This window comes from Halomonas koreensis (genome assembly GCF_031451675.1).
GTDB classification, from domain to species: Bacteria; Pseudomonadota; Gammaproteobacteria; order Pseudomonadales; family Halomonadaceae; genus Halomonas; species Halomonas koreensis.
Window position 1 is genome coordinate 155,475 of sequence record NZ_JARWAK010000007.1, and the last position, 25,473, is coordinate 180,947.

General features: G+C 71.5%; 25 protein-coding genes and 1 tRNA gene. 11 read left to right on the forward strand and 15 right to left on the reverse strand.

The features are described 5' to 3' along the window. Positions 1-170: 170 nt before the first annotated feature. The 3 genes from QC818_RS09900 to folE form a co-directional block, all read right to left on the reverse strand. Entirely contained in the window at positions 171-1,631 is a 1,461-nt protein-coding gene (locus QC818_RS09900) for an NAD-dependent succinate-semialdehyde dehydrogenase (RefSeq protein ID WP_309652690.1), read from the reverse strand. An 89-nt stretch (positions 1,632-1,720) separates the two neighbouring features. Further along, a complete protein-coding gene (folX, locus tag QC818_RS09905) occupies positions 1,721-2,131 on the reverse strand; it encodes a dihydroneopterin triphosphate 2'-epimerase (RefSeq protein ID WP_309652691.1) in 411 nt (136 codons plus the stop codon). 11 nt (positions 2,132-2,142) lie between these two features. After that, positions 2,143-2,700 (reverse strand): GTP cyclohydrolase I FolE, encoded by a 558-nt coding sequence (gene folE / locus QC818_RS09910; protein WP_309652692.1) that lies wholly within the window; start codon positions 2,698-2,700, stop codon positions 2,143-2,145. A gap of 278 nt (positions 2,701-2,978) precedes the next feature. On the opposite strand from folE, the gene QC818_RS09915 reads away from it, so the two are divergent. After that, positions 2,979-3,503, forward strand: coding sequence for a hypothetical protein (locus QC818_RS09915; protein ID WP_309652693.1), 525 nt, complete (start codon positions 2,979-2,981; stop codon positions 3,501-3,503). A 35-nt stretch (positions 3,504-3,538) separates the two neighbouring features. Here the strand turns inward: QC818_RS09915 and QC818_RS09920 are convergent, their stop codons facing one another. Then, a complete protein-coding gene (locus QC818_RS09920) occupies positions 3,539-4,534 on the reverse strand; it encodes a serine/threonine protein kinase (protein ID WP_309652694.1) in 996 nt (331 codons plus the stop codon). 32 nt (positions 4,535-4,566) lie between these two features. Then, on the reverse strand, positions 4,567-5,277 hold the full coding sequence (locus QC818_RS09925) for a ComF family protein (RefSeq protein WP_309652695.1): 711 nt from the start codon (positions 5,275-5,277) through the stop codon (positions 4,567-4,569). A 70-nt stretch (positions 5,278-5,347) separates the two neighbouring features. Here QC818_RS09925 and bioB point away from each other — a divergent pair, with 70 nt between their 5' ends. From bioB to bioD, 5 genes are read left to right on the forward strand one after another with little or no spacing between them, the layout of a single operon-like run. Further along, positions 5,348-6,445, forward strand: a complete 1,098-nt coding sequence (bioB, locus tag QC818_RS09930; protein ID WP_309652696.1) for a biotin synthase BioB — start codon at positions 5,348-5,350, stop codon at positions 6,443-6,445. Between the two features lie 4 nt (positions 6,446-6,449). Beyond that, on the forward strand, positions 6,450-7,601 hold the full coding sequence (gene bioF, locus QC818_RS09935; RefSeq protein WP_309652697.1) for an 8-amino-7-oxononanoate synthase: 1,152 nt from the start codon (positions 6,450-6,452) through the stop codon (positions 7,599-7,601). Further along, positions 7,598-8,350, forward strand: coding sequence for an alpha/beta fold hydrolase (locus QC818_RS09940; RefSeq protein WP_309652698.1), 753 nt, complete (start codon positions 7,598-7,600; stop codon positions 8,348-8,350). Before bioF ends, QC818_RS09940 begins: the two co-directional genes overlap by 4 nt. Next, positions 8,347-9,138 (forward strand): malonyl-ACP O-methyltransferase, encoded by a 792-nt coding sequence (locus QC818_RS09945; RefSeq protein ID WP_309652699.1) that lies wholly within the window; start codon positions 8,347-8,349, stop codon positions 9,136-9,138. The genes QC818_RS09940 and QC818_RS09945 overlap by 4 nt, the downstream gene beginning before the upstream one ends. Position 9,139: 1 nt before the next feature. Further along, positions 9,140-9,847, forward strand: a complete 708-nt coding sequence (bioD, locus tag QC818_RS09950) for a dethiobiotin synthase (protein WP_309652700.1) — start codon at positions 9,140-9,142, stop codon at positions 9,845-9,847. Between the two features lie 184 nt (positions 9,848-10,031). On the opposite strand, the gene QC818_RS09955 is transcribed toward bioD, so the two are convergent. Continuing rightward, positions 10,032-10,116: transfer RNA gene (locus tag QC818_RS09955), tRNA-Leu, on the reverse strand. A gap of 107 nt (positions 10,117-10,223) precedes the next feature. Further along, entirely contained in the window at positions 10,224-11,738 is a 1,515-nt protein-coding gene (locus QC818_RS09960; protein WP_309652701.1) for a sensor domain-containing diguanylate cyclase, read from the reverse strand. A gap of 153 nt (positions 11,739-11,891) precedes the next feature. Here QC818_RS09960 and bioA point away from each other — a divergent pair, with 153 nt between their 5' ends. The 3 genes from bioA to QC818_RS09975 all read left to right on the forward strand — a co-directional run bounded on the left by bioA (position 11,892) and on the right by QC818_RS09975 (position 14,150). Continuing rightward, positions 11,892-13,163, forward strand: a complete 1,272-nt coding sequence (gene bioA / locus QC818_RS09965) for an adenosylmethionine--8-amino-7-oxononanoate transaminase (protein ID WP_309652702.1) — start codon at positions 11,892-11,894, stop codon at positions 13,161-13,163. Between the two features lie 69 nt (positions 13,164-13,232). Further along, positions 13,233-13,526 (forward strand): winged helix-turn-helix domain-containing protein, encoded by a 294-nt coding sequence (locus tag QC818_RS09970; protein ID WP_309652703.1) that lies wholly within the window; start codon positions 13,233-13,235, stop codon positions 13,524-13,526. 75 nt (positions 13,527-13,601) lie between these two features. Then, a complete protein-coding gene (locus tag QC818_RS09975) occupies positions 13,602-14,150 on the forward strand; it encodes a thioredoxin family protein (RefSeq protein ID WP_309652704.1) in 549 nt (182 codons plus the stop codon). Between the two features lie 4 nt (positions 14,151-14,154). Here the strand turns inward: QC818_RS09975 and QC818_RS09980 are convergent, their stop codons facing one another. The 5 genes from QC818_RS09980 to QC818_RS10000 form a co-directional block, all read right to left on the reverse strand. Continuing rightward, positions 14,155-15,384: a sensor domain-containing phosphodiesterase gene (locus QC818_RS09980; RefSeq protein ID WP_309652705.1), complete on the reverse strand. Its 1,230-nt coding sequence runs from the start codon at positions 15,382-15,384 to the stop codon at positions 14,155-14,157. Between the two features lie 295 nt (positions 15,385-15,679). After that, entirely contained in the window at positions 15,680-17,491 is a 1,812-nt protein-coding gene (locus tag QC818_RS09985; protein WP_309652706.1) for an acyl-CoA dehydrogenase C-terminal domain-containing protein, read from the reverse strand. A gap of 240 nt (positions 17,492-17,731) precedes the next feature. Continuing rightward, on the reverse strand, positions 17,732-18,499 hold the full coding sequence (locus tag QC818_RS09990) for an SDR family NAD(P)-dependent oxidoreductase (RefSeq protein ID WP_309652707.1): 768 nt from the start codon (positions 18,497-18,499) through the stop codon (positions 17,732-17,734). Between the two features lie 16 nt (positions 18,500-18,515). Further along, positions 18,516-20,189 carry an AMP-binding protein gene (locus tag QC818_RS09995; RefSeq protein ID WP_309652708.1) on the reverse strand — a complete coding sequence of 558 codons (1,674 nt, stop codon included), beginning with the start codon at positions 20,187-20,189 and terminating at the stop codon, positions 18,516-18,518. A gap of 258 nt (positions 20,190-20,447) precedes the next feature. Continuing rightward, on the reverse strand, positions 20,448-21,017 hold the full coding sequence (locus tag QC818_RS10000; protein ID WP_309652709.1) for a TetR/AcrR family transcriptional regulator: 570 nt from the start codon (positions 21,015-21,017) through the stop codon (positions 20,448-20,450). A gap of 124 nt (positions 21,018-21,141) precedes the next feature. On the opposite strand from QC818_RS10000, the gene QC818_RS10005 reads away from it, so the two are divergent. Then, positions 21,142-22,329: an acetyl-CoA C-acyltransferase gene (locus QC818_RS10005; protein ID WP_309652710.1), complete on the forward strand. Its 1,188-nt coding sequence runs from the start codon at positions 21,142-21,144 to the stop codon at positions 22,327-22,329. Positions 22,330-22,371: 42 nt separating this feature from the next. Here the strand turns inward: QC818_RS10005 and QC818_RS10010 are convergent, their stop codons facing one another. Both QC818_RS10010 and QC818_RS10015 read right to left on the reverse strand, forming a co-directional pair. After that, complete coding sequence (locus QC818_RS10010) at positions 22,372-23,175, reverse strand: ABC transporter permease (RefSeq protein ID WP_309652711.1); 804 nt, start codon at positions 23,173-23,175, stop codon at positions 22,372-22,374. After that, on the reverse strand, positions 23,166-23,786 hold the full coding sequence (locus QC818_RS10015) for an ABC transporter ATP-binding protein (protein WP_309652712.1): 621 nt from the start codon (positions 23,784-23,786) through the stop codon (positions 23,166-23,168). The genes QC818_RS10010 and QC818_RS10015 overlap by 10 nt, the downstream gene beginning before the upstream one ends. A 155-nt stretch (positions 23,787-23,941) precedes the next feature. Between QC818_RS10015 and arsB the strand changes: the two genes are divergently transcribed. Next, on the forward strand, positions 23,942-25,012 hold the full coding sequence (gene arsB / locus QC818_RS10020) for an ACR3 family arsenite efflux transporter (protein ID WP_309652713.1): 1,071 nt from the start codon (positions 23,942-23,944) through the stop codon (positions 25,010-25,012). 92 nt (positions 25,013-25,104) lie between these two features. Here the strand turns inward: arsB and QC818_RS10025 are convergent, their stop codons facing one another. Continuing rightward, positions 25,105-25,401, reverse strand: coding sequence for a metalloregulator ArsR/SmtB family transcription factor (locus QC818_RS10025; RefSeq protein ID WP_374710079.1), 297 nt, complete (start codon positions 25,399-25,401; stop codon positions 25,105-25,107). Positions 25,402-25,473: the final 72 nt, after the last annotated feature.

Genomic DNA, 25,473 nt, shown 5'->3' on the forward strand with positions numbered 1-25,473 from the left:
GAGGCGCGAGGCGCGAGGCGCGAGGCGCGAGGCAGCATAAGCTCGCACCCCGAAACGTCAACACCCCTGCAGCCAGGCTGCAGGGGTGTTGTTCTTTACGCTTCCGGCTTCCAGGCGTAAAGCACCGCTCTTGCCGCTTCCGCTCGAACCTCGAACCTCGAACCTCGAACCTACGATCCCAGATCGATGCACAGGTACTTGGTCTCGAGGAACTCCTCGATACCCTGGTGGCCGCCCTCGCGACCCAGGCCGGAGGCCTTGAGCCCGCCGAAGGGCGCGGCGGCGTTGGAGATCAGCCCGGTGTTGATGCCCACCATGCCGTAGTCCAGGGCGTCGGCGACGCGCCAGACTCGCCCCAGGTCCCGGGAGTAGAAGTAGGAGGCCAGGCCGTACTCGGTGTCATTGGCCATCGCCACGGCGTCCTCCTCGTCCTCGAAGGGGAAGACCGCCGCCAGGGGACCGAAGGTCTCCTCGCTGGCCACCTTCATGCTGGCGTTGGCATCGCTGATCAGGGTCGGTGTGAAGAAGTTGCCGCCCAGCGGGTGCGGATGCCCGCCCAACAGCAGCTCGGCGCCGTGGTCCACGGCGTCCTGGACGTGCTCGGAGACCTTGGCGACCGCCCGGTCGTCGATCAGCGGCCCGATGTTGACGTCCGCCTCGGTGCCGGCCCCCACCTTGAGCTCGCTGTTCATGGCCACCGCCAGCTTCTCGCAGAAGGCGTTGACCACGCTGGACTGCACCAGGAAGCGGTTGGTGCACACGCAGGTCTGGCCGGCATTGCGGAACTTGGCCGCCATGGCGCCCTCCACGGCGGCGTCCAGGTCGGCGTCCTCGAAGACGATGAAGGGGGCGTTGCCGCCGAGCTCCAGGGAGATCTTCTGCACGTGGCGGGAAGCCTGGGCCATGAGCTCACGCCCCACCTCGGTGGAGCCGGTGAAGGTGATCTTGCGTACCGCGGAGGACTCGGTGAGCGCCGCGGCGATCTCCGAGGCGCGCCCCGGCACCACGTTGAACACCCCGCGCGGCACCCCGGCCCGCTCGGCCAGCAGCGCCAGGGCGGTGGCGGAGAACGGCGTCTGGCTGGCCGGCTTGACCACCACGGTGCAGCCGGCCGCCAGGGCGGCGCCGGCCTTGCGGGTGATCATCGCCGCCGGGAAGTTCCAGGGGGTGATGGCCCCCACCACGCCCACCGGCTGCTTGGTCACCAGGATCCGCTGGTGCGGCTTGGCGGCGGGCACCGTCTCGCCATAGACCCGCCGCGCCTCCTCGGCGAACCAGCGCAGGAAGCTGGCCGCGTAGGCGATTTCCCCGGCCGCTTCCTTGACCGGCTTGCCCTGCTCGTGGGTCATGATCATCGCCAGGTCGTCCCGATGCTCGAGCATCAGGTCGTGCCACTTCATCAGGATGTCGGCCCGTTCCTGGGCGGTCAGGGCCCGCCACGCCGGCAGGGCGGCGTCGGCGGCGTCGATGGCCCGCTCGGTCTCGGCGCGTCCCAGCCGCGGGACGTTGCCCATCGTCTCGCCGTCGGCCGGGTTGATCACTTCGATCTGCTCGCCGCTGTCGGCGGCGACCCAGCTCCCGTCGATATAGGCGAAGGGACAGTAGAGCTGGGTTTCCTTCAGGGCTTCCATGGTCGACTCCTGGCGTGGGGCTCGTGATGAGGGTTGATCCTCATGCTAAGCGCAAGGGCCCCGGCGCGCCAACCGTACCGCCCCCGGACTCAGGCCGGGCGACGCGCCTCCCGGGAGTCGGACAGGGTGATCGACACCGAGTCCGCGAAGCGCAGGGCATGCGGCTTGTCGATCTCCACCTGGGCGGCGAGCACCTGATCGAAGCTCATGATCAGGTCGAGCACCTCCCGGGTCATGCGCTCCAGCAGCAGGAAGCGGTTGTCCTCCACGTGGGCGATCACCCGCTTGGTGATGGTCCGGTAGTTGAGGGCCTCCTCGATGTGGTTGAAGGCCACCGCCTTGTCGGCCCGGTAGCGGATCACCGCGTTGATCACCACGTCCTGGCGATTCTGGATCTCCTCCTCCTTGATGCCGACGTGGGTGCGCAGGCGCAGATCCTTGATGCGGATCGTCGCCAGGTCGTGGTCGAGGTGTTCGTCGCCCAGGGCATGCAATGGCATCTCGATCTCCTTCAGCGGCCGTGGACCAGGGTCAGGAATTCCTGGCGGGTGCTCTGCAGTTCGCGGAAGGCGCCGAGCATCACCGAGGAGGTCATGCTGGAGTTCTGCTTCTCGACGCCGCGCATCATCATGCACAGGTGGCGCGCCTCGATGACCACGGCCACGCCGCGGGCCTCGGTGACCTGCTGCACCGCCTCGGCGATCTGGCGGGTCAGGTTCTCCTGGATCTGCATGCGCCGGGCGTACATGTCGACGATGCGCGCGAACTTGGACAGCCCCAGCACCTTGCCGCGGGGCAGGTAGGCGATATGGCACTTGCCGATGAAGGGCAGCAGGTGGTGCTCGCACATCGAGTAGAGCTCGATGTCCTTGACCAGCACCATCTCGTCGGTATCCGACTCGAAGACCGCGCCGTTGACGATCTCCTCCAGGGACTGGTGATAGCCGTGGTTGAGGAACTGCATGGCCTTGGCGGCCCGCTTCGGGGTATCGCGAAGCCCCTCGCGGTCGGGGTTCTCCCCCAGCTCCTCGATGATGCGGCGATAGTGATTGGCGAGATGTTCGGTCATGGTCAGGCCCCATGCAGAGTCGTTATGTCGGTGCGTCGGCGATGGCCCGGCCACACACCCTTATACTTAAATTATGCAAAATTTCTTTTTTGTACAAGGAGAGATGCCAGGGAAGCCCCAATTCTAGCGCAAGCCCCGGCCGGACGCAGTCTCGCCGCCGCCCGCGCAGTGACAGAATGTCGCGCGCGGCCAGCCGCCGGGCCGGCTGCTCGCCGACGCGGCCTGTGGTAGAGTTGAGACCAGTTTCATGCCAGTGCCCAAGCCTGCCGAGACCCGACATGATCAAGACCCCTACCCTGCTGCTGATGGCCACCGCCCTGACGCTGCCCGGCCTGGCCGCGGCCGACACCCTGTCGCTGCCCGCCGATGCCCGCGTGGAGATGGCGCTGGTCGACGAGCTCGTGCTCGACGCCGAGACCCCGCGCCTGAATGACGTGGTCATGCATCCCGTGGCCGATGGCCGGGGATCGCACGACCTGCCCGACTACTGCGTGGTGGTCGGCGACGCCCAGCGCGACGGCGACCGCATCCGCGTGACCACCGAGGCCCTGACCTGCATCGAAGCCGAGGGCGGCGACAGCGAGATCTACAGCGGCGAACTCACCGCCGGCGCCTACGACACCGACGGCGACTTCGGCATCGCCGCCTGCGACGCCGACCGCTGCCGGCTGACGCCGGACGACCGCTTCGTGCTGACCCTGACCCGGCCCGTGAGCATCGAGCAGCAGGCCAACCCCTCCGCCGAGATCAACGAGCGCCGCCGCCGGCACGGCGAGGAAGGCGCCGAGGCCGCCGGCGAGTAGCCCGCGGGGGCGCCGACCGGCGTCCCGCTCCCCCCTCAGGGGCCGCCGGCCAGCCAGCGCGGGGCCGCCTCCAGCGCCTGGCGCTGCTGCTCGAGCTGGCGGATGTGGCTGTCCCAGTAACCGGCGTCCACCAGCCAGGGGAAGGCGCGGGGAAAGGCCGGATCCTCCCAGCGATCGACCAGCCAGGCGCTGTGGCGCAGCAACCGCAGGGTCCGCAGCGGCTCCACCAGCGCCAGCTCGGCCCGGTCGAAGTCGCGGTGCTGCTCGTAGCCCTCGATCACCTCGGACAGCTGCATCTGGCGCTCGCCCTCGTCCTGGGCCGTGAACAGCATCCACAGGTCCTGGATCGCCGGCGCCATCAGGCAGTCGTCGAAGTCCACCAGGGCGAAGTGGCCGTCGCGGCCCAGCAGGTTGCCCAGGTGGCAGTCTCCCTGAGCGCGCAGGAAGCTCGCCCGCTCCACGGCACCGTCGGCCAGGTGTTCGCGCAGCGCCTCGCTCACCCGCGCGTAGGCCCGGCGCTGGCGGGCGTCCAGCCGGCCGCTGTCCAGCACCCCCTGCACGGCCTCCTCGGCCATGGCCGCCGGCGCCAGCGTCCGACGCTGGGCGAAGGCCCGGCGCTCGCCCACCGCGTGCACCGCGCCGATCACCTCGCCCAGGGCGAACAGGTGCTCGGGGGATTCCAGCTCGGGCGCCTGGCCAGGCAGCTGGGGAAAGACCGCGAAGCGAAAGCCGTCGTGGTGATGCAGGCTGGCGCCCGCGGCGTCGCGCCAGGGGGCGGCCACCGACACGCCCTCGTCCGCCAGCTCGGCCAGGAAGTCGTGCTCCTCCTGGATCTGGGCATCCGCCCAGCGCTCGGGACGGTAGAACTTGACCACCCAGCGTCGCCGCTCGTCGTCGTGGACCAGGTAGACCCGGTTCTCGTAGCTGTTCAGGGCGAAGGGCTCGCCGGGCAGCCAGAAGCCCAGCGACTCCACCGCCGCCACCACCCGGGCGGGGTCGAGACGGGCGAAGGGATGGATGGCGTCGTGCATGGGCGCTCCTGTTCGATCGTCGAGCCCGCATGCTACCAGAGCCGGGCGGGCGTGCGCGCCAGGGCCCAGGCCTCGATCTCCTCGGCCCCCGCCCGGCGGCAGGCCCGCGCCAGGGCGTCCAGGGTCGCGCCGGTGGTCATCACGTCGTCGAGCAGGACCACCCGCCGCGGCAGCGGCCCGGCCACCCGAAAGGCGCCGCGCAGGTTGCCCCGCCGGCCGCGGCGGTCGAGCCCGCGCTGACTCGGCGTGTCGCGGCATCGCTCGGCTCGCCGGCGCGGCACCCCCAGCCGCCGTGCCAGGCGCTCGGCCAGCCAGCGTCCCTGATCGAAGCCCCGCGCCCTCGCCCGCCGCGGGTGCAGGGGGACCGCCACCAGGGCCTCCGGGCGCGGCGCGTTCGACAGGCCTTCCAGCAGCAACGCCAGGAGCACGCCGCCGGCCCGGGGCGAGGCCTGGAACTTGAAGCGGCGCATCAGCACGGCGATCTCGGCCTCGTAGCGCAGCGGCACCCGGGCGGCATCGAAGGCCGGCGGGTGCCGCAAACAGCGGCCGCACATCCGCCCCCGCGCCTGGCCCGGCTGGGGTTCGGCACAGCCCGGACAGGCCGGCCGGTTCCAGGGCAGCGCCGCCAGGCAGGGCCGACACCAGGGCGCGCCGCCCTGGCAGGGGCCGAGGCAGAAGGCGCAGCGCCCGGGCAGCATCCGGCGCAGCCAGCCGTCAACCTCGGCATGCCCGACGGTTGACATGCCGACGCGTCCCCGTACCCTATCGGTCAACCTCGATATTCGCGACCAGTTGACCAAAAGCGAGCCCGCCATGCCTGCCCATGCCTCCGCAACGCCCCTGGATGACCTGACCCTAGACGCCGTCGGCGGCGTTCGCCACGACTGGACGCTGGAGGAGATCCAGGCGCTGTTCGCGCTGCCCTTCAACGACCTGCTGTTCCGCGCCCAGCAGGTGCATCGGGCCCACTTCGACCCCAATGCCGTCCAGGTGTCGACCCTGCTGTCGATCAAGACCGGCGCCTGCCCGGAGGACTGCAAGTACTGCCCGCAGTCCGGCCACTACAACACCGGGCTCGACAAGGAGAAGCTGCTGGAGATCGAGAAGGTGGTGGAACAGGCCCGGGCCGCCAAGGCGGCCGGCGCCAGCCGCTTCTGCATGGGCGCGGCCTGGCGCAGCCCCCGGGAGAAGGACCTGCAGGTGGTGATGGAGATGGTCTCCCGGGTCAAGGCGCTGGGCCTCGAGACCTGCATGACCCTGGGCATGGTCGACACCGAGCAGGCCCGACGACTGTCCGACGCCGGCCTCGACTACTACAACCACAACCTCGACACCTCGCCGGACTACTACGGCGAGATCATCACCACCCGCACCTACGCCGACCGCCTGGAGACGCTGGCCAACGTCCGCGAGGCGGGCATGAAGGTCTGCTCCGGCGGCATCCTCGGCATGGGCGAGGCGCCCCGCGATCGCGCCGCCCTGCTCCAGGAGCTGGCGCGCCTCGAGCCGCATCCCGAATCGGTGCCCATCAACATGCTGGTCAAGGTCCCCGGCACCCCGCTGGAGGACGTCGAGGACCTGGACCCGCTGGACTTCATCCGCGCCATCGCCGTGGCCCGCATCCTGATGCCGAAGAGCCATGTGCGGCTCTCCGCCGGCCGCGAGCAGATGGACGAGTCGACCCAGGCCATGGCCTTCCTGGCCGGCGCCAACTCGATCTTCTACGGCGACACCCTGCTGACCACCGGCAACCCCCAGGTGGAGCGCGACCGGGCGCTGTTCGACAAGCTCGGCCTGCACCCGGAGCGCCGCGAGACCTGCGCCGACGACGCCGGCGCCGAGGCCGCCCTGGACGCCGCCATCCGCGACCGCCAGGGCAGCGAGCTGTTCTACGACGCCGCCGGGGCCTGAGGCCATGACCGCCCCCTGGTCGCAGCGTCTGGCCGAGCGGGCCGCCAGCCACCGGGCCCGTGGCCTGTGGCGCACCCGGCCCACCCTGTCGCCCGCGGAGGCGCTGCGCGACTTCGCCGGCAACGACTACCTGGGCCTGGCCGCCGACCCGCGACTGGCCGAGGCTCAGGCCGAGGCGGCCCGGCGCTGTGGCGCCGGGGCCCGCGCCTCGCACCTGGTGTGCGGCCACCTGGAGGTCCACGAGGCCCTCGAGCGGCGCCTGGCCGCGCTCACAGGCCGGCCCCGGGCGCTGCTGTTCTCCACCGGTTACATGGCCAACCTGGGCACCCTGCAGGCGCTGTGCGACCGGTATACCCCGGTCTTCCAGGATCGCCTCAACCATGCCTCGCTGCTCGACGGCGCCCGGCTCGCCGGCGCCCCCTCGCGGCGCTTCCATCATCGCGACCTCGCCGACCTCGAGCGCCTGCTGGCCCGCGCCCCGCATGACGCCCCGCGGCTGGTGGTCAGCGACGGCGTCTTCAGCATGGACGGCGACGTCGCCGACATCGCCGGCCTGGCCCGGACCTGCCGCGCGCATGCCGCCTGGCTGATGATCGACGACGCCCACGGCCTGGGCGTGCTCGGCGAGCACGGCGACGGCTGCGCGGGCCGGGCCCACGGCGTCGACGAGGTGCCGGTGCTGGTCGGCACCCTGGGCAAGGCGCTGGGCAGCGCCGGGGCCTTCGTGGCCGGCGACGAGGCGCTGATCGAGCACCTGATCCAGTTCGCCCGGCCCTACGTCTACACTACCGCCCAGCCGCCGGGCGTGGCGGCGGCCACCCTGGCCGCCCTGGACCTCCTCGCCGCCGAGCCGGAGCGCCGAGCCAGGCTGCAGGCACGCATCACGCGCTTTCGCCGCGAGGCCGCCACCCTCGAGCTGCCGCTGGCCGACTCCGCCACGCCGATCCAGCCGATCCTGCTGGGCGACGGCGCGCGGACCCTGCGCTGGGCCGCACGCCTGCGCGACGCCGGGCTGCGGGTCGGCGCCATCCGCGAGCCGACGGTGCCCCGGGGCGAGGCGCGACTGCGCATCACGCTCTCCGCGGGCCACGACGACGACGCCCTGGACGCCCTGCTCGAGGGGCTGGCCGCCTGTCGCCGGGAGGAGCACGCATGAGCGAACCGACGTCCCGGCGTCGCCTGGTGCTGCTCGCCGGCTGGGGCTGCGACGCCCGCATCTGGCGCGACCTGGCGGACCACTGGCCCGAGGCGGTCGAGGTCCGGACCCCGGACTGGCCGGGCCATGGCGCCCGCCCCGAGCTCCGCGACCCGGCCGCCCTGGGCGCCCTGGCCGAGGCCATGGCCGACGACCTGCCCGCCGACGCCGTCTGGGTCGGCTGGTCCCTGGGCGGGCTGCTGGCCGGCGCCCTGCTCGACCGGCTACCGGCCCCCCGGGCCCTGGTGCTGCTGGGCATGGACGCGCGCTTCTGCCACCCCGAGGGCGTCGACGAGGCGGCCCTCGCCACCTTCCGCGGCGCCTTCCGCCGCGACCCGGACGCCACCCGGGCGCATTTCCTGCGCTGGCAGCTGCGCGGCGAGCCCGCCCCCCGGGCGGCGCACCGCCGCCTGCTGACGCTGCTCGGGGAGCAGGCGCCCGCCCCGACCACCACCCTGGCCGCGGGGCTCGCCCAGCTCGCCCGGCTCGACAACACGCGTCGGCTCGCCGCGGCGCCCTGCCCGGTACACCGGCTGGCCGGCGAGGCCGACCCGCTGCTGACCCCCGCCCTCCGCGCCGGGGCCGACCGGCGGATCGCCGACGCCGGCCATGCGCCGATGCTCAGTCAGCCGCAGGCGCTGGCCGGCGCGCTGGCCGCCATCGCCGCCGCCCCCGAGCGCCGTCCGACCGTGCAGGAGACCCCGTCATGACCGCCCTGCCGAGCGCCGAGCCGAGCCGCTCCGATCGCGACTGGCGCGACCGCGTCGCCCACGCCTTCTCCCGAGCCGCCCCCCACTACCAGGCGCGCGCCCGGGCCCAGCAGGCCATGGGCGAACGCCTGCTGGCGGGGCTGCCGGCGCGCGCCGAGCGGGTGCTGGACCTGGGCTGCGGGCCCGGCGAGATGACCGCCGAGCTGGCGCGCCGCTACGCGGGCGGCGATGCGGTCACCGGGCTCGACCTGGCACCGGGCATGCTCGAGGAGGCGCGCCGCCGTCACGGCACGACGATCCGCTGGCTGTGCGCCGATGCCGAGGCCCTGCCGCTGGCGACGGCCGGGATCGACCTGGCGGTCTCCAACCTGGCGATCCAGTGGTGCCCCGACCTGGAGGCGGTGCTCGGCGAGCTGCATCGGGTGCTGCGCCCCGGCGGCCGCGCGCTGATCAACACCCTGGGGCCCGGCACCCTCGACGAGGTCGGCCGCGCCTGGGCGCGGCCGGCAGGCCTGCTCGGCTTCCGCGATGCCGCCCGACACCGGCTGGCCGCGCATCGGGCCGGCTTCGCCGGCGTGGCCGTCGAGTCGCGCCTGGAACGCTTCCACTACCCGGATCTGCAGGCGGTGATGGCCTCGATCAAGGGCGTGGGCGCCCAGGTGGCACGCCCCGGGGCACGCCTCACCCGGACCGACGTCGCGCGCGCCCGGCGCCGCTACGAGGCCCTGCGCACCCCTGCGGGCCTGCCGGTTTCCTATCACCTGCTGACCCTGACACTGGAGCGCTGAGATGTCCGCCTACTTCGTCACCGGCACCGACACCGACGCCGGCAAGACCCTGGTGGCCAGCGGCCTTCTGGCCCTGGCCCGGCGGCGGGGGCTGACCACCCTGGGCCTCAAGCCGGTGGCCTCCGGCTGCGAGGCGACCCCGGCGGGGCTGCGCAACGTCGACGCCCTGACCCTCCAGGCCCAGAGCGTGCCGGACACCGCCTATGCGACGATCAACCCCTGCGCCTATGCGCCGGCCATCGCGCCCCACCTGGCCGCGCGACGCGCCGGCGAGGCGCCAAGCCTGGCGGCGCTGGCCGATGACCTCGCCGGCCCGCTGGCCGAGGGCCGCGACCTGACCCTGGTCGAAGGCGCCGGCGGCTGGCGCGTGCCCCTCAACGACGCCGAGGACCTCGCCGGGCTGGCGGTGCGCCTCGAACTGCCGGTGATCCTGGTGATCGGGCTCAAGCTGGGCTGCCTGAGCCATGCCCGGCTCACCGCCGAGGCGGTGCGGGCCGACGGCCTGCGCCTGGCCGGCTGGGCGGGCAACCTGATCGATCCCGACTTCGCCGCCGACGAGGCCCTCTACCGGGACAACCTCGACACCCTGGCGGCGAGCCTGAAGGCGCCCTGCCTGGGGGTGATCCCGCGCCTGTCGGGCGAATCGCCGGCGGCCCGGGCGCAGGCCGCCACGGGACACCTGGTGCTGCCCGACGCCGACGGGCGCTGAGCCGAGCGTCGCACGGGGCGATGTCGGGACGGGAGGAGGCGACGAGGCCATCGGCGGCCCAAGGGCACGCAGCTCGCGCAGGGGGGAGGCGCGTCTCAGCGGGGAGTGTCGGGATGCCTCGGTGGGCGGGACGTCGCCGCGCCGGTCGCGATCGACGGGCCGGGAGGGGAAGCGGCGATGAGCATGGTGCGTCGGGTGGGACTCGAACCCACACACCCGGAGGCACGAGGACCTAAACCTCGCGTGTCTACCAATTCCACCACCGACGCAGCGGGCGGTTGCCCGAACAGGGCCCATATCATGCCAGCGGCGTCACGCCGTCGCAAGCCCCGAGCGGCGCCATGGCGGGCCTGAGAGGCTCCCGGGAGGGCGGCGCTCAGCGCCGGGTAGCCTCCATGGCCGGCGAGTCGGACACGCCGGCGTGGCTGTGCACGCGATTGCGTCCGGCCTGCTTGGCGGCATAGAGCGCCTCGTCCGCCCGTGCCAGGGCCAGGGCCTCGCGGCGGGCAAGCGACTCTCCCGTGTCGGGCAGCCGCGCCACGCCCAGGCTGACCGAGGCCTCGACGCACAGCGCGGCGCCCTGGCCGGGAAGCCGAAAGTGGAAGGGGGCGTCGACGACGACCCGCCGCAGTCGCTCGGCCAGGGCCATCACCTGTGCATCGTCGCGACGCTCGACCAGCACGGCAAACTCCTCGCCGCCGAGGCGCGCCAGGCCGTCGCCCTCGCGCAGCTCATGGCGGAGCCGGCGGGTGAGCAGGCTCAGCAGCTCGTCACCCGCCGGATGGCCATGGCGGTCGTTGATCGCCTTGAAGTGATCGACATCCAGCAACACCAGGTGGACCGGCGCCGCCTCGGCCCGGGCCTCGAGCCAGTGGCGCAGGCCGCGGCGATTGAGGGTTTCGGTCAGGGCATCCGACTCCGCCGCGACCCTCGCCCGCTCCTCGTCCTGCTTGCGGCGGCGGATGTCGACCAGGATGCCGGCGATGGTCAGGGGGCGGCCCGATGCGTCTTGCCGCAGGTCGGCCAGGATCTCGTACCACGCCGTCTGACCGCCCCGCACCAGGCGCACATCCAGCCGGCACTGGCGCCGGCGCCCCGCCAGGCAGTCGCGCACTTCCTGCCACAGGCGCCGCCGATCGTCGCCATGCAGCCGGGCCAGCATGCGCCGCAACGGAATGCGCGGGTAGGTCGCCGGGTAGCCCAGCTGGACCTTGAGGGCGCGGGAGCACCAGACGCGCCCGTTGTTCAACGCCACCTCCCAGACCCCGCAGTCGGCGACCTGATGGAAGAGCTCGAGCTGCCTTGAGCGGCTGCACAGCTGGTGGCGATAGAGGGCGGCGGCGATCAGCTGCCCCGCCGCCGACAGCAGATCGAGTCCCGGGCCGGCCCAGGAGATGGCGCGTTCGCAGTCGTCGATGCCCAGGGTGCCCCACCATTCGCCGTGCACGAACAGCGGCACCGTGGCCATGGAGCGGATGCCCTGGCTCTCCAGGTGGCGCCGCAACGGGCCCTCGGGCATCGACGGCACGCAGATGTCGTGCCGCTCGCCGTTGCGGCGCGCTTCCACCAGGCGGCGATAGGCCGGATCCCCGAAGCCGGAGCGAAAGAAGCGGAAACGGCGCTGTCGGAGCTGGCGATAGGCCGGCGAGGCCGCCCATTCGAAGACATAGTCCTGGATGACGGCCTGCTCCTGGAACTCGAGCAGCTGGAACACCCAGACCCGGCTGGCGCCGGTGACTCGACCGATCTCGGCCAGCAGCCGGTCCACGCCTTCCGCCCAGTTGTCGGCCTCCATCAGGGCCCGGCCGCCCAGCGCCAGGGCGGCGAGGTAATCGGCCTCCCACGAGGCGACGGCGCCCTGCGCCGCGCGATGTCCTGCGTTCCCTGCCACGCCCCGAGCCTCATTCGAGTTTGCCTAGTCCCGGCTCACCTTACCCGAGGGCCCGGCCGCGCGCCATGACGCCCTTCTTGTAAACACTTTCGCCGCAATGCGGTTTACATGTAAGGTGGGGCGCCGACGCCCACCCATGATCCAGGAGGCCCGATGACGTCCCCCCTCTGGCACCCCTACGCCCATCTCAAGACCCAGGCGCCGGCCCCCCGGGTGGTCGGCGGCGACGGCCCCCGCTTCACGCTGGACGGCGGCGAGTCGCTGCTCGACGCCACCTGCTCCTGGTGGTGCATGATCCACGGCTATCGTCACCCGCGCCTGGTCGAGGCCATCCAGCGCCAGGCGGACACCCTGAGCCACGTCATGCTCGGCGGCCTCACCCACGAGCCCGCCGACCGCCTGGCTCGGGAGCTGGTTCGGGTGACGCCGGCGGGCCTGAACCATGTCTTCTTCTCCGACAGCGGCTCGGTGGGCATGGAGGTGGCCATGAAGATGGCCGTGCAGTACCACTACCTGCGCGGCAAGCCGGCCAAGCACCGCATGCTGACGCTGATGAAGGCCTACCATGGCGACACCGCGGGCTGCATGGCCGTCTGCGATCCGGAGGAAGGGATGCACTCCCTGTTCACCGGTTTCCTGCCCCGCCATCACTTCGCCCCCGCGCCGACCGCCCCCTACGACGCCGACGAGGCCGAAGTGCAGGCCGACCTCGACGCCCTGCGCGAAGTGCTCGAGGCGCACCATCACGAGATCGGCGCGCTGCTGATGGAACCGCTGCTGCAGGCCGCCGGCGGCCTCAACATGACCTCGCCCCACTACCTGCGCGGCGCCCGGGCCCTGTGTGACGAGTTCGACGTACTGCTGGTGTTCGACGAGGTGGCCACCGGCTTCGGGCGCACCGGCCGGATGTTCGCCGCCGACCACGCCGACGTGACCCCGGACATCATGGTGCTCTCCAAGGGGCTCACCGGCGGCTACCTGGGCCATGCCGCGACGCTGGCCACCGACCGGATCCACGACGCCTTCATCGGCGACAGCGAGCTGCACGCCTTCATGCACGGCCCGACCTTCATGGGCAACCCGCTGGCCTGCCGGGTGGCGCTGGAGAGCCTGGCGGTGTTCGAGGAGGACGACTACCTGGGCCGCATCCAGGCGCTCAACGGCGTGCTGCGCGAGGAACTCCGCGACGACGCGGCGCTGCGCGACCATCCGGAGGTGGCCGACGTGCGGGTGCTGGGCGCCACGGCGGTGATCGAGGTCCACGACGCCGCCTCCCTGACGGGAGCGGCCGACTTCGCTCGCCGGCGCGGCGTCTGGCTGCGACCCTTCGGGCGCTGGCTATACACCATGCCGGCCTACATCACCGGCGAAGACGACATGCGCTGCATCACCGGCACCATGAAGGCCTGGTTCCTGGAAGGCTGAGGGCCCGGCTGGCATCCCGGGGCCGGGGATGTCAGCCTCTGGGAACATCGACGGCCCAGGACCACGCCCATGCCCCTCAGCAAGACCCAGACCAGCTTCTATCGACGCCTGTACGTGGCGCACCTGATCGCCAGCGGCACCGCCAGCGTGCCGGCCATCACCGCCGCCACCGGCATGCCCCGACGCACCGCCCAGGATACCCTCGCCGCCCTGGCCGAGCTGGATATCCGCTGCGAGTTCGAGCCCGAGCCCGGCCAGCGCCACAACATCGGCCACTACGTGATCCGCGACTGGGGGCCCATCGATCCCGACTGGGTCGCCCGGCATGCCGGGCGACTCCGCGAGGCCCTGGGCTATGCCTGACGCCCCGCGATCGCCGCCGGCCGCCGCCGCTCTGATAGGCTGAAGGGTAGCCACCCCGCGATCCGGAGGTTCCCCATGACGCTCACCCCTTCCCGCATGCTCGCGCTGGGCAGCCCGCTGCCGCCCTTCCGCCTGCCGGACGCCGAGGGCCGGGAGACGGGCAGCGACGACTACCTCGGCCAGCCGCTGCTGGTGATCTTCCTGTGCAACCATTGCCCCTTCGTCAAGCACGTCGCGGATGCCCTGGCGGCCTTCGCCCGGGAATACCAGGCCAAGGGCCTGGCGGTGGTCGGCATCAACAGCAACGACTTCCAGGCTCACCCGGACGACCGCCCCGAGAGGATGGTCGAGGAGGCCCGGACGCGGGGCTACACCTTCCCCTACCTGGTCGACGAGACCCAGGAGGTCGCCCGCGCCTTCCAGGCCGCCTGCACCCCGGACTTCTTCCTCTTCGACCGGGACCATCGGCTCGCCTACCGCGGCCAGTTCGACGACAGTCGCCCCAGCAAGGATACCCCGGTGACCGGCGAGGACCTGCGGGCCGCCGCCGACGCCGTGCTGGCGGACCGCTCGCCGAGCCCGGACCAGAAGCCTTCCATGGGCTGCAACATCAAGTGGAAATAGCGCCTCAGCCGTCCGCCGGGGCGAAGCCCAGCGCCGCCTCCAGCGGCATGGGCCGGCCGATGTGGTAGCCCTGGACCTTGTTCACGCCGTGTTCCCGGAGGGTCTCGAGCTCCTCCCGACACTCCACGCCCTCGGCGATGACCTCGCAGCCGATCGTCCGGGCGAAGGCAATCAGCGACGCGGCCAGGGCGCGACGGCGCCGGTCCCGGTGGAGCTCGCGGATCAGGCTGATATCGAGCTTGAGGATATCGGCGTCCAGCTCGAGGATATGCTGGAAGGAGGCGTACCCCGCCCCGGCGTCGTCGATGGCCAGGCGCACGCCCCGCGCGCGAAGCGGCGCCACGGCCTCCCGGAAGGCGGCGTAGTCCTCGATCCGGTCATGCTCGGTCACCTCCAGCACGATGCGCGACGACTCGCGCCCCGCCAGGGCACGCGCCACCGCCCCGCTGATGACGTGGTCGGGCGAGACGTTGAAGGCCAGGTAGCGCGACTCGGGGAAGGCCTCCAGCGCGGCCAGGGCCTGCCTCAGGGCCAGCATCTCCAGCCGCTCGCCGGCCCCCACTCGCCTCGCCTCGGCGAACCAGACATCCGGCGTTCGATACGGCTCGGCGCTGAAGCGGGCCAGGGACTCGTAGCCCACCACCCGTCGCTGGCCGAGGTGATAGATGGGCTGATAGACGATGGCGACCGCCTCCCGCTCGAGGACCTGCTCGATCCGCGCCAGGATCGCATCCTCCTCCCGGCGCTCCCGAAACCGCTTCTCGATCTGCCGGCCGGCGATATCGGCGACGATGCGCAGCAGCGCCAGGTCTCGCCGGTCGAGGGAGGCGTCGGGCAGGTGGCGATAGCAGCAGAAGGTACCGAACACCTCGCCCGAGGCATCCTGCAGTGGAACCCCGAGGTAGGCGCCGATGTTCAGCTCCCGCGTCACCGGCATGGCGCGGGTGACGGGGTGCAGGGAGGCGTCGGGAATGATCCCGGACAGGTCGTGATCGACGATCTTCCGACAGTAGCTCGCCTCCTGGGGATCGGAGTGTCCCTGCTTGGGGCATTCCGCGCTGCCGCCCGCATCCACCACCCTCAGCACCCGTCGCCCCTCGCAGAATTCCGAGATGAAGGCGACGTCCATGCCGAGATGGCGCCGCAGGCTATACAGCAGGCTCTGCAGATCCTCGCTGAGGGAGGCCTCGCCGGCGTCCGGCCGAGCGAGCCGGTTCCAGATCGCTTGTCGCATGATATCGGTCCCGCGCCGGGCCCGACGCGTCCGGGCCGCCACTCGATGTCGCTAGAGGACAGGGGCGAGGTGACGCGTGCCGGCTGTGCTCCGAGATTCACGGTCGCGCGCCGAGGCCCGCGACACGTAACGAATCGTAACCGAGCCAGGCCCGGCGTCAATATCGACTTTGGTGACGGGGCTCAGGCCCTCGCGTCCTCGTGACGCCCCGCCGCCCTCATGACAAGAGAGCGGCGGACCGGCATCCGCCGCGGGCCTTCCGGCCACGCCGGCCGGGTCGAGGGCATGCCGGGCCTCAGGGCTCGAAGCCCAGGCCGAAGTCGTCGGCGGAGATCGCCATCAGCGAATCGCCGCCGGCCTCGATAGCCTGCCGGTGGCCCCGGGTCCGCGGCAGCAGCCGCTCGAAGTAGAAGCGCGCGGTGGCGATCTTGGTGCGGTAGAAGGCCGCCTCCCCGGTGCCGGCCTCCAGCGCCGCCCGCGCCTGACGGACCGCCCGGGCGAAGAGGTAGGCAAGCGTCACGTAGCCGGCGTACATCAGGTAATCGACGCTGGCCGCGCCCACCTCCTCGCGATCGTTCATGGCCTTCATGCCCACGCCCATGGTCAGCTCGCCCCACTCGGCGTTGAGCTTGGCCAGCGGGCGCACGAACTCGGCCATGCCCGGGGTGGCCTGCTCGGCCTGGCAGAACTTGTGGATCTCCTTGGTGAAGACCTTCAGGGTCTCGCCCTGGCTGGTCAGGATCTTGCGTCCCAGCAGGTCCAGGGCCTGGATGCCGGTGGTGCCCTCGTAGAGGCGGGTGATGCGGGCATCGCGGACCAGCTGCTCCATGCCCCACTCCTGGATGTAGCCATGCCCGCCGAAGACCTGCACCGCCTCGTTGGTGGCCTCGAACCCCGTCTCGGTGAGGAAGGCCTTGACGATGGGCGTCAGCAGGCCGAGCAGCGTCTCCGCCCGCTCCCGCTCGGCGGGATCCCCGCCCTGCTCCACCACGTCGACCAGCTGGGCGGTGTAGAGCACCAGCATTCGGCCGCCCTCGGCGAAGGCCTTCTGGGTCAGCAGCATGCGCCGCACGTCCGGATGGACGATGATCGGATCCGCGGGCTTGTCGGCGGCCTTGGCGCCGGCCAGCGAGCGCATCTGCAGGCGGTCCCGGGCATAGGTCAAGGCGTTCTGGAAACCGGTCTCGGCCAGCCCCAGCCCCTGGATGCCGACGCCGATGCGCGCCGCGTTCATCATCGTGAACATGCAGGCCAGCCCCTTGTGGGGCGCGCCGACCAGGAAGCCCCGGGCGCCGTCGAAGTTCATCACGCAGGTGGCGTTGCCGTGGATGCCCATCTTGTGTTCCAGGGCGCCGCAGCTCACCCCATTGCGCTCGCCCGGCCGGCCCGCCTCGTCCGGCAGGTACTTGGGCACCACGAACAGCGAGATCCCCCTGGAGCCCTCGGGGGCGTCGGGCAGCTTGGCCAGCACCAGGTGAACGATGTTCTCGGCCAGGTCGTGCTCCCCGGCGGAGATAAAGATCTTGGTGCCGGAAATCTCGTAGGCATCGCCGTCGGTCGGCACCGCACGGGTCTTGATCAGCCCCAGGTCGGTGCCGCAATGGGGCTCGGTCAGGCACATGGTGCCGGTCCAGACGCCTTCCACCAGCTTGGCCAGGTAGGTCGCCTTCTGGTCGTCGGTGCCGTGATGGCGCAGGGCGTCGGCGGCCCCGTGGGAGAGGCCCGGGTACATGCCCCAGGCGAGGTTGGCGGAGGCGATCATCTCGTTGAGCGCCATGGCCAGCGAATGCGGCAGGCCCTGGCCGCCATGGGCCGGGTCCGCGGCCAGGCCCGGCCAGCCGCCGTCCACGTACTGCCGATACGCCTCCTTGAAGCCCTTGGGCGCCTTGACCTCGCCGCCCTCCAGGCGGCAGCCCTCCTGGTCGCCACTGAGATTGAGCGGCGCCAGCACCTCACGGGCGAAGCGCCCGCCCTCCTCCAGGATCGCCGCGACCACCTCCGGATCGGCCTCCTCGCCGCCGGGCAGGCGCGCGTAGTGGGCCGGGTAGTCCAGCAGCTCGTCCATCACGAAACGCAGGTCGCGCAGCGGGGCCTGGTAATCGGGCATCTCGTCTCTCCTCGGAATCGCGGGGCGGCGGCGGCCGCTTTCAAACATGTGTTTGAAATTAGCGCCACCCACCGCCAGCAGTCAAGCGTTTGTTTTATTCCGGGGCGAGGGGCGAGGGGCGAGGGGCGAGGGGCGAGGGGCGAGGGGCGAGGGGCGAGGGACGAGGGACGAGGGACGAGGGACGAGGGACGAAGGGCAAGTTTCGCCTTGAACCTCGCTCCTCGAACCTCGTTCCTGCGGTTACTGCATGCGGATGCCGCCGTCCAGGCGGATCACCTCGCCGTTGAGCATGGGGTTGGTGACGATCTGCTCGGCCAGGCGGGCGAACTCGTCGGGCTTGCCCAGCCGCTTGGGGAAGGGCACCGCGGCGGAGAGCGCCGCCACCGCGTCGTCGGGGATATCGCTCATCATCGGCGTCTCGAAGACGCCCGGGGCGATCGCCATCACCCGGATGCCGTGGCGCGACAGTTCCCGGGCCGCCGGCAGGCTCATGCCCGCCACGCCGGCCTTGGAGGCGCTGTAGGCGCACTGCCCCACCTGGCCGTCGAAGGCGGCCACCGAGGCGGTGTTGATCAGCACCCCGCGCTCGCCGTCCTCGCCCGGGGCGTTGCCCGCCATGGCCGCCGAGGCCAGGCGCATGACGTTGAAGGTGCCCACCAGGTTGATCTGCACGGTGCGGGCATAGGCCTCCAGGTCGGCGGGATGGCCCTCGCGGTCGAGGACCTTGGCCACGCTGACCACGCCGGCGCAGTGCACCACCCCGGCCAGGCCCCGCTCGCCGCCCAGGGCGACGGCGGCATCCACCGCGGCCTGGATGTCGTCGGCCGAGGTGACGTCGCCGCGCACGGCCCGGGCGGCCTCGCCCAGACGCTCGGCATGGCCCTCCACGGCGTCGCTGAGGTCGCACAGCACCACGCGGCCGCCGCCGGCCACCAGGCGCTCGGCGGTGGCCGCGCCCAGTCCGGAGGCGGCGCCGGTGATCAGAAAGGTGTTGTCCTTCACTTGCATCGATGGATCTCCACGATCATGGGGCGGCAGGGGTCTCCGCCTTGTCGGCGGCGTCCGCGCGCAGCTTGAAGCGCTGGATCTTGCCGCTGGGGGTCTTGGGCAGGGTGTCGACGAACTCGATCACCCGGGGGAAGGCGTGGGTCGAGAGACGCTCGCGAACCTGCCGGCGGATCTCGTCGGCCAGTGCGTCGCTGGGCTCGACGCCCTCGCGCAGCACCACGTAGGACTTGATGATCTCGCCGCGGATCTCGTCGGGCTGGCCGACGGCGGCGGACTCGGCCACGGCCGGATGGGTGAGCACGGAGTTCTCCACGTCGGTGGGGCCCACCCGGTAGCCGGCGGTGGTGATGATGTCGTCGTCGCGGCCGGCGAACTGGAAGCTGCCGTCCTCGTTGCGCATCACCACGTCGCCGGTGAGGTAGTAGCCCTCGGCGAAGGGATGCTTCTCCTGCCAAGTGTAGCCGGCGAAGAAATGCGCCGGGGAGTTGGCGATGTCCACCGCCAGCACGCCGGGCTCGCCCGGAGGCAGCTCCTTGTACTCGGCATCGAGGATCGCCAGCCGGTAGCCGGGTATCGGCACCCCCATGCCCCCCAGGTGCTTGGGATGGTCCAAGGCATGATGGTTGCAGCAGGTCATGCCGGTCTCGGTCTGGCCGTAGTGGTCCATCACCGGGCAACCCAGGGCGCTTTCCACCCAGGTCACCACCTCGGTGTTGAGCGGCTCGCCGGCGGAGCTGGCGCGGCGCAGCTCGAGGCTCCGGTGGGCGTCGTCGAACAGCCCCGAGGCCTTCATCAGCCGGTAGGCGGTGGGCGCGGCGGCGAAGTTGGTGATGCGGTGGCGCTGCATGAAGGCCAGGGCGCCCTCGGCGCTGAAACCGGCCTCGCAGAAGTGGGTGGTCACGCCCAGCAGCAGCGGGCCGGCGATGGCGTAGTAGAGGCCGTAGGCCCAACCCGGGTCGGCCATGTTCCAGAAGCGGTCCGCGTCCTCCAGCCCGATGGCCAGTTCCATATAGAGGGCGAAGGCCGGCATCGCCGACAGCGGCACGGCCACGCCCTTGGGCTTGCCGACGGTGCCGGAGGTGAACATCTGCAGGAAGGGCGCCTCGGGGGCCTGACGCGGCGGCTCGCCGGCGATGGGCGCATGGGCCAGGGCGGCCTCCCAGTCCAGGTCGTCGCCGTGCGCGTCGTCCGGTCCGCCCACGGCGAGCACCGGCGAGCAACTTTCCAGGCCGTCGAACTTGCCGCGATTGTCCCGATCGGTGATCACCAGCCGGGTGTCGGCGCGCCCCAGCCGGAAGTCCACCGAGTCGGGACCGAAGGCGGTGAACAGCGGCTGATAGACGGCGCCGATCCGCCAGGTGGCCAGCACCGCGATCAGCAGCTGAGGAGAGCGCGGCAGCATGCAGGCGATGCGGTCGCCCTCCCCCAGCCCGCGACTGGCGAACCAGCCGGCCAGCTTCTCGCTCTCGGCGGCCAGCTCGGCGTAACTCAGGGTGGTGACCCGGCCCCGGGTGTCCTCCTGCACCAGGGCCGCCCGCTCGCCACGTCCCTGGCGCAGGTGGCGGCCGCAGCAGGCCTCGAAGGCATTGAGCTTGCCATCGTGGCCATCGTCCAGCCGGGCGATGACGTCCTCGATGGAGAAGCGCTCGAGATAGGCGCGATAGTCGGGAAGGCTCTGGGTTGTGCTCATAAGCTGCCTCTCTGCTGATCGGCCCCGGCCCCTCGGGTCCGGCGACCTCTTGTGCTTGTTGTCGGCAATCGGCTGTCGGCCAGCGCGGGGCGCTCGCGACCCGCCCTCCGGTGGCGGGATGTCGTTGACGTAAGCGTCAACCTAACAAGCGCTAGGTACAAGCTAGAGGCTTCGACGGAACGGGGCAAGGGCTGGGAAGCGGGAAACGGCTAGACGATGGTCGAGCCCGCCGGCCGGCGGGCCTTGAGGGGGACGATCTCAGCCGCCGGTACGGGAGATCATGGCGACCAGCTCCCGGGCCAGGTCCTCCGGGGAGCGTTCGCCGTCCGGGTCGTACCAGCGCACCGTCCAGTTCAGGGCGCCCATCACGAAGCGCGAGACCAGGAAGCGATCGCCGCGAATCAGGCCGGCGGCCAGGGCCTCGTCGATCACCGTCTCCCACAGCGCCTCGTAGGCATCGCGCAGGTGGCTGAGGTGCGCCCGAGCCTCGGGGTCGAGGCGGCGCCACTCGTAGAGGGCCACCACATGGGCGTTGCGATCGGTGAGCAGGGTCTCCAGGTGGGCCCGCGCCATGGCATGCAACCTCGCCTCGGGATCGCTGTCGCAGTGGTCGAGGGCGGCGCGCGCCAGGCTCAGGGCATTCTCGGTGCCCGCCTCGATCACCGCGGCGAGGATCTCCTGCTTGTCGCGGAAATGATGGAAGAGGCTGCCCGACTTGATGCCCATCTCCTGGGCCAGCATGCGCACCGTGGTCCGATCGAAGCCCTCCTGGACGAAGAGCTGCGCGGCCTGGCGGGTGAGTTCCTTGCGGCGCGGCGAGTCATTCATTACATTCATCGACGTTTACACTAGCGCTTGCTTGGTTGACCCTGAGAAAACCATAGCCCCGCCGGCAGGTCAACGCGACACCGGGGCCCATCCACAATCACAAGTACCGACCAGGGAGAATCCCATGAGCCAGTCCCAGGACATCGTCTTCCTCTCCGCGACCCGCACCCCCATGGGCGGCCTGCTGGGCAGCCTGTCGAGCCTCGCCGCACCGGAGCTCGCCGCCACCGCCATCCGCGCCGCCATCGAGCGGGCCGGCCTCGCCGCCGATGCCATCGACGAGGGCATCCTGGGCTGCGTGCTGCCCGCCGGCGTCAAGCAGGGCCCGGCCCGCCAGGCCATGCGCCAGGCCGGCATTCCCGACGCCGTGGGCGCCACCACCGTCAACAAGCTGTGCGGCTCGGGCATGAAGGCCACCATGCTGGCCCATGACCTGATCCGCGCCGGCGCCGGCGAGATCCTGCTGGCCGGGGGCATGGAGTCCATGTCCAACGCGCCCCATGTGCTGCCCAAGGCCCGGAGCGGCTATCGGCTGGGCCATGGCGAGCTGAAGGATCACATGTTCCTGGACGGCCTGGAGGACGCCGAGACCGGCCAGCTGATGGGCGGCTTCGCCCAGGAGATCGCCACCCGCCGCGACTATTCCCGCGAGCGCCTGGACGACTTCGCCATCGCCTCGCTGGAGCGCGCCATGGAGGCCACCAACGCCGGCCACCTGGCCGCCGAGATGGCCCCGGTCACGGTGTCCGGCCGCAAGGGCGACAGCGTGGTCGAGCACGACGAACAGCCCTTCCAGGCCCGGCTCGACAAGATCCGCACCCTGCGACCGGCCTTCGCCAAGGACGGCACCATCACCGCCGCCAACGCCAGCTCCATCTCCGACGGCGCCTCGGCGCTGATCCTGGCCAGCCAGGCCGCGGCGGAGCGCGCCGGCGCCAAGCCCATCGCCCGCATGCTGGGCCACAGCACCCACTCGCGCCACCCCAGCGAGTTCACGATCGCCCCGGTGGGCGCCATCGAGACGCTGATGACCAAGCTCGGCTGGGGCGTGGACGACGTCGACCTGTTCGAGATCAACGAGGCCTTCGCCGTGGTCACCCTGATGGCCATGGACGACCTGGGCCTGCCCCACGACAAGGTCAACGTCTTCGGCGGCGCCTGCGCCCAGGGCCACCCCATCGGCTCCACCGGCTCGCGGATCATCGCCACCCTGATCCATGCCCTGCGCACCAAGGGCGGCAAGCGCGGCATCGCCAGCCTGTGCATCGGCGGCGGCGAGGCCACCGCGGTGGCGGTCGAACTGGTCGACTGACGCCCGCTCCCCCCTCCGCGCCCGCCTCGACGGCGGGCGCGCTCATGTCCGGGGCGCCGAGAGGCGCTCGAGGCGCAGCCGCTCGCGGCCGTCGAACAGGCGCCGGCTGGCCAGTGCCACCGCCGCCAGGGTGCCGAAGCCGGTGCCCAGGGTGATGGCGAACATGATCAGGATCTGATACTTCACCGCCAGGGCGGGAGGCGAGCCGGCCAGGATCTGGCCGGTCATCATCCCCGGCAGGCTGACCACCCCGGCGGCGGCCATGGCGTTGATCACCGGGGTCAGGCCGCTGCGCATGGCCTCGCGGCGGATCTCGCCGATCGCTTCCCGCCAGCTCTGGCCGAGCATCAGGCGGTTCTCTATCACCGCCCGCTGCTGCCAGGCGCCGTCGGTCAGGCGATCCAGCGCCAGGGCCACGCCGGTCATGGTGTTGCCGAGCATCATGCCCAGCAGGGGGATGGCGTACTGGGGGCGATACCAGGGCTCGGGACCGATGATCACGGTCAGCGTCAGCACCGCCACGCTGAACGACGACAGGAACATCGCCAGGGTGCCGACCCCGAAGGCCCAGCCGCCTCGCAGGCGACGCTTCTGGCGGGCCACCACCTCGCGGCCGGCGATCAGCAGCATGCCCAGCGCCATCAGCGCCACCCAGTGAAGGCGCGCGGCGGCGAACAGCGCCTCCAGCACCAGCCCCACCAGGGCCAGCTGGATCGTGGTGCGCGCGGCGGCGACCAGCAGGCTGCGCCCCATGCCCAGACGGGCGGCCGCGGTGCAGGCCGCGAGCGCCACCACCAGCAGGGCGGCCAGCGCCAGCTGCCACCAGGCTAGCGGGATCACCTGCATGGCCCCTCCTCCGCCTGGCGCAGGCGACCATCGACGAGCTCGAAGTGCCGGGTGGCGACCCGGGCGATCTGCGCCGGCGCATGGGCGACCCAGAGCGTCGGCCAGCCGCCCTGGCGGATGGCCGACGCCAGCCAGGCTTCCACCCGCCGGGTCGTGGCGTCGTCCAGGTTGGCGGTGGGCTCATCCAGCAGTAGCGCTCCGGGCGCCGGCGACAGGGCCCGCGACAGCGCCAGGCGCTGCCGCTCCCCGGAGGACAGCCGGCTCACCGGCCAGTCGAGGACCGCCCCGTCGAAGCCCAGCGCCGCCAGTCCGGGGGCATTTCCCGCCGGGAAGTGATCGCCCACCCGCTCGCTCCACCACTGGCTCTCCGCCGGCACCAACCGCACCAGCCGACGCCACTCGTGGCCCGGCACGTCCTCCTGGGCCACCTCGCCCAGCCAGGCCCGCCCGCCGTGCGGCTCCAGGTCGGCGATAGCCCGCAGCAGGCGGGTCTTGCCCGCCCCGCTGGCGCCGGAGAGACACAGGATCTCGCCGGGGGCGAGGGTCAGGTCGATCGCCTCGAGAGCCCCGATGGCGAGAGCCTCGAGGCGTAGGGCATCCGTGGCGGGCAAGACGGCCTCCTTCGTGTGACTCGACGGTCACCGATCATACCAGCCCCCGGGGCCGGCGCATTGTGTATATATGGCTTTGCATATATATTCCCGATCCAGGCCTCGCGTCGATGACGCCGGTGCCGCCCGACATGCGATCCCACGGGAGTCACCCCATGACCACTGCCCCCGAGGCTTCTCCCCAGACCGCGTCCGCCGACATGGGACGGTTCGAGCGCTTCCTGTCGCTGTGGGTGGCGCTGGCCATCGTCGCCGGCGTGCTGCTGGGCCAACTCGCGCCGATCGTTCCCCGAACCCTGTCGCGCTTCGAGGTGGCACAGGTCTCGATCCCGGTGGCGCTGCTGATCTGGGCCATGATCTTCCCCATGATGGCCCAGATCGACTTCGCCGCCGTGCTCGGCGTGCGCCGCCAGCCCAAGGGGCTGTTCATCACCACCGCGGTGAACTGGCTGATCAAGCCCTTCACGATGTTCGCCATCGCCTGGCTGTTCCTGATGGTGGTGTTCCGCCCCTGGATTCCCGAGGCGCTGGCCCAGCAGTACCTGGCCGGCGCCATCCTGCTGGGCGCGGCGCCCTGCACCGCCATGGTCTTCGTATGGAGCACCCTGACGCGCGGCGACGCCGCCTACACCCTGGTGCAGGTCTCGCTCAACGACCTGATCATGCTGTTCGCCTTCGCTCCCATCGTGGTCTTCCTGCTGGGCGTCTCGAACATCCGGGTGCCCTGGGACACCGTGGCCCTGTCGGTGGTGCTCTACATCGTGATCCCGCTCACGGCCGGCGTCGTGACCCGCCGTGCGCTGATCGCCCGCCGCGGCGTGGAATGGTACGACCATGTCTTCATGAAACGCATCGGCCCCATCACGCCCATCGGGCTGATCATCACCCTGGTGCTTCTGTTCGCCTTCCAGGGCGAGGTGATCCTCGAGGCGCCGCTGCATATCGCCTTGATCGCGGTGCCGTTGATCGTCCAGACCTTCCTGATCTTCTTCCTCGCCTACGGCTGGGCCAAGTTCTGGAAGGTGCCCCACTGCGTGGCCGCGCCCGGGGCGATGATCGGCGCCAGCAACTTCTTCGAGCTCGCCGTGGCCGCCGCCATCGCCCTGTTCGGCCTGCAGTCCGGGGCGGCGCTGGCCACGGTGGTGGGCGTACTGGTGGAGGTGCCGGTCATGCTCGCCCTGGTGCGCATCGCCAACGCCACCCGCGACCGCTTCCCCGCCGCCTGAGGGGCTGCCGGCCGGCAGCCATCAACCTCGCCCCCGGGGCATCCGGTGACCGCCGCGTCTCGACGGGAGCGCGTGGGCCAAAGCGAACTGGTTCAGCAGAGCGCCGTGCGCCGCTCCGGACGGGCGCCCATCCCCGCCAGCCGCCGCTCTAGACGCACCAGCCGGGCTCGCTCGCCCTCGGCGGCCGCCGCCAGCGTCGCCCCCACCCAGTCGGGAAGGTCCTCGGCCAGGCTGTAATGCACCCACTGCCCCGCCCGGCGGTCACCGAGCAGGCCGCAGCGACGCAGCTGCGCCAGGTGCCGGGACACCTTCGGCTGGGAGAGCTCGAGGGCGGCGGTCAGCTCGCAGACGCAGAGCTCCCCCTGCTGGCGGATCAACAGCATCAGCATCAGGCGGGTGTCGTCGGCCAGGCACTTGAAGACCTGGACGGGGGCCGGTGACGTCACGCACTCGTCTCCTCG